The organism is Anaerobutyricum hallii DSM 3353 (genome assembly GCF_000173975.1).
GTDB classification, from domain to species: domain Bacteria; phylum Bacillota; class Clostridia; order Lachnospirales; family Lachnospiraceae; genus Anaerobutyricum; species Anaerobutyricum hallii.
The window spans coordinates 1-3,314 of record NZ_ACEP01000008.1; the positions used below are offsets into that span (position 1 = coordinate 1).

At 40.5% G+C, this 3,314-nt stretch carries 4 protein-coding genes; all 4 read left to right on the plus strand.

Features of this window, described 5'->3' with window-relative positions; all coding sequences use genetic code 11:
* Positions 1 to 218: 218 nt before the first annotated feature.
* Positions 219 to 569 carry a winged helix-turn-helix transcriptional regulator gene (locus EUBHAL_RS00465; RefSeq protein ID WP_005343481.1) on the plus strand — a complete coding sequence of 117 codons (351 nt, stop codon included), beginning with the start codon at positions 219 to 221 and terminating at the stop codon, positions 567 to 569.
* Positions 570 to 595: 26 nt separating this feature from the next.
* Entirely contained in the window at positions 596 to 1,945 is a 1,350-nt protein-coding gene (locus tag EUBHAL_RS00470) for a sodium-dependent transporter (protein ID WP_044921197.1), read from the plus strand.
* Positions 1,946 to 2,010: 65 nt separating this feature from the next.
* Entirely contained in the window at positions 2,011 to 2,268 is a 258-nt protein-coding gene (locus EUBHAL_RS00475) for an HPr family phosphocarrier protein (RefSeq protein ID WP_044921192.1), read from the plus strand.
* 409 nt (positions 2,269 to 2,677) lie between these two features.
* Positions 2,678 to 3,314: TetR/AcrR family transcriptional regulator (locus EUBHAL_RS00480; RefSeq protein ID WP_005343489.1), on the plus strand; the 637-nt coding region annotated here is incomplete at its 3' end.

Sequence of the window (3,314 nt, forward strand, 5' to 3'; positions counted from 1 at the left end):
GTGACCTTAGAACAAATACAACCGTGGGACACACGGGGATAGCTCGCTTATGCTTAGCACGGTAGTGCTATCGAACGAGAACCAAACTTGCCGAGGATGGGAAACCCCAACCTTTACAGGTGGAGGGAGGATGTCACAATAATGATATACAAATATACTGTAAAGTAAGCACAATATTGAGCTGTAGTTACCTAAAAGAAACTATTGGAGGTGTAAGCATGCCTGAAGTAAAGATGGAGCAGGAGGAGAAGATTCCGGCTTGCCCGGTGGAAACAACGCTAATGCTTATCAGTGATAAATGGAAAGTTCTTATTTTGCGGGATTTATTGCCGGGAACAAAGCGATTTGGAGAACTTCGCAAGTCGATTGGTCATGTATCGCAGAAAGTTTTAACAGCACAGCTGCGTCAGATGGAAGCGAGTGAGCTTTTGACCAGAAAGGTGTATGCGGAGGTACCGCCGAGAGTAGAGTACACATTGACAGAGTTGGGTTACAGTTTAAAACCTATACTCGATGCGATGTCAGAGTGGGGAGAAAATTATCAAAACATGAAGGAGAAAGAAGTGTGAATGAGAAATCAATAGAAAGTAACGGTATGAATAATGGTAGTAATAGAAAGAATGGAAATGTCAGAGAATCATTTAACAGTCAGTGGGGATTTATCCTTGCCTGTATCGGTTCTGCGGTTGGCATGGGAAATATATGGATGTTTTCCACAAGGGTTTCGCTTTATGGCGGTGGAGCATTTCTGATTCCATATATTATTTTTGTTGTTCTGATCGGAGCGACAGGTGTTATCGGTGAGATGAGTCTTGGCCGGGCAGCAAGGTCTGGCCCAATTGATGCATTTGGCATGATCTGTGAGAAAAAAGGAAAGAGAAAGCTGGGAGAAGCTCTTGGAATGATTCCCGTACTTGGTTCGCTTGCGATGGCAATCGGCTATACTGTAGTTATGGGTTGGATTTTAAAATATGCAGCCGGAACTTTTACAGGAGCAACCCTCGCCCCAGAGAGTGTAGAAGATTTCGGTGGGCGTTTTGGCAGTATGGCATCTGCGTTTGGAAACAATGTATGGCAGGTTATCGCGTTAGCTGCCTGTATGGCGATTTTGATGTTTGGCGTGGGAAGAGGAATTGAGAAAGCAAATAAGATACTCATGCCAGTATTTTTTGTGTTATTCGTGATTCTTGGTATTTATGTATTTTTCCAGCCGGGTGCTGCAGATGGGTATCATTATATCTTTCGTGTGGATAAAACCGCATTAATGAATCCTAAAACGTGGATATTTGCTTTAGGACAGGCATTTTTTTCTCTTTCTGTCGCGGGAAATGGAACACTTATTTACGGTTCTTACCTTTCTGATGAGGAAGATATTCCGGCTTCAGCGGCAAGAGTAGCATTATTTGACACGATTGCAGCGATGCTTGCAGCACTTGTCATTATTCCGGCAATGGCAACAACTGGGGCACAGCTTAACCAGGGAGGCCCGGGATTGCTGTTCGTTTACCTGCCAAATCTAATAAAATCAATGCCGGGAAGTACATTGATTGCGATGATTTTCTTTGTTGCGGTACTATTTGCTGGCATGACTTCATTGATTAACCTCTATGAGGCCCCGATTGCTACTGTACAGGAAAAATTACACGTTGGAAGAAAGGCAGCCTGTCTCATTATTGCCGCTATCGGTGTAGTTGTATCTTTGATGATTCAGGGAATTGTATCCAGCTGGATGGATGTCCTTTCAATTTATATTTGCCCTCTTGGTGCAGGACTGGCAGGAATTATGTTCTTCTGGATAGCTGGTAAAAAGTATGTGGAGGTACAGGTCAACAAGGGAAGAAAAAATAAATTTACAGAATTATATTTTCCGATATGTAAGTATATTTATGTGCCGGTATGTATTTTAGTCCTTGTACTAGGAATCGCACTCGGCGGAATCGGATGATATAAAGATAAAAATGTAAAATGTATTGGGACGTACCGAGAGGTGCGAGTTATGGAGAGAAAGTTATGAGAAAGTTTAAATATACAATCAAAGAAGAACAGGGAATTCATGCCCGCCCAGCGTCTTTCCTGATTCAGGAAGCCAGAACATATGAAAGCAGAATCACTCTTCGGGTAAAAGGAAAAGAAGCAGATGCATCGAATATTATCGCTGTGATGGCATTGGATGTGATGTGCGGACAGAAAGTTGAAGTAGAAATATGCGGAACCGATGAGGAAGTCGCATATCGAGGGATGAAAAAGTTCTTTGAGGAAAACCTTTGAAGAACTTTTGATTTTACAGTAGAACGGACGAATCCGAAGAAGAAAATAATCTATATTTGTGACTTTAGTTGCTGCGCTTTGAATGCTCTCTTACGCACTTGCATCCAAACCTTGCTCCGGGGCCACAAATATAGATTATTTTCTTCTTCGGATTCTGTCTGTGGCTGTTGAAGTAAAAGATTCTTTTCTGCCGAATCAGCCAACTTCTTTGATGATGTAAACGGATTGAGAGAGAAGATGGAATATAATATGAAGAATACTGTCTAAATATCAATCTTCCCAAATTTATCTTTTGGAGTTTGTTTGTTTTGCAGCCTCACAACCCTCAGAATTTCTTCATTTTATTGACAAAACTTTGTTTTTTACTGTAAAATGAGATTGATAGTATCAGGAATAATAGGAGAAATTTATGGGCAAGTCAGAAAAGCAGATTGAAAAAGAAAAAGCACGTAATCAGAGGATTATAGATACTGCCTTTCAGATTTTTGTAGAGAAAAAAATAGAAGCAGTGACTATGGAAGAAATTGCAAGGAAAGCAGGTATCGGAAGAGCAACACTTTTCCGCTGCTATTCAAGTAAACCAGAACTTGTTATGGCTGTATGTACTGCAAAGTGGAAGGCATATTTTGATAAGTTAGATGCGATTAGGCCACTGGAAAGTATCCACGATATTCCGGCGATTGATCGTTTTATATTTACATTAGATGGTTATATTGATATGTATCAGAATCATAAAGATTTACTCCAGTATAACGACAACTTTAACCACTATATGGTACATCAGGAAGGCATTGCTGCGGAGAAGTATGAAAAATTTTATAAATCATTATATTCGATGAACACGAGATTACACTGGATGTATGAGAAGGCAAAAGAGGATAAAACATTCCGTACAGATATTCCAGAAGAACAGTTCTTCCGGGTGACATTTCATTCGATGATGGCAACCTGTGCGTATTATGCGGGGGGATTTATCTGGGGATCGGAAGAGAATAAAGATTATACCGAGGAACTCATAAGATTAAAAGAAATGATATTGAAGTACG